This window comes from Alcaligenes sp. EGD-AK7 (assembly GCF_000465875.3).
Classification (GTDB): Bacteria; Pseudomonadota; Gammaproteobacteria; order Burkholderiales; family Burkholderiaceae_B; genus Alcaligenes; species Alcaligenes phenolicus.
Window position 1 is genome coordinate 1 of sequence record NZ_AVOG02000068.1, and the last position, 500, is coordinate 500.

The 500-nt window shown below is 63.0% G+C and carries 1 protein-coding gene; it reads left to right on the forward strand.

Features of this window, described 5'->3' with window-relative positions:
- Positions 1-100: 100 nt before the first annotated feature.
- On the forward strand, positions 101-500 hold a 400-nt coding region (locus tag N879_RS18170; protein ID WP_022983578.1), incomplete at its 3' end, for an SMI1/KNR4 family protein.

Genomic DNA, 500 nt, shown 5'->3' on the forward strand with positions numbered 1-500 from the left:
ATTGCTCGGTCAGGCACTTTAACCCGACAGAACTGGCTCGCCAATCCGGCGGGCTGTATAAACGGAGCCTGGCGCTGGGGCATTACGACAGGAGGTGGAGATGGAAGAGGTCATCGAACAGCTGCGCGAACTCAACGAGCCGGTTCCGGTGCCGCTGGAGCTGCCGGACGACGATCTGCTGGTGGAGATCGAGGAGCAGTTGCTGATCAATCTGCCGTTCGGCCTGCGCGAATTCCTCCTGCAGGTCAGCGATGTCATCTATGGACGCCTGGAGCCGGTCACCGCTACCGACCCGCAGTCGCATACCTATCTGCCGGAAGTCGCCGCCAACGCATGGGACGCCGGCGTGCCGCGCGATCTCATCCCGATCTGCCAGGATGGACGCGACTATTACGTGGTCGATCTGGACGGGCAGGTCACCCTGTGGGATGGCGACGATGGCGAGCTGACCGAGGAGAGCTGGGAATCGGTCTGGCACTGGGCGCGCGATGTCTGGCTGG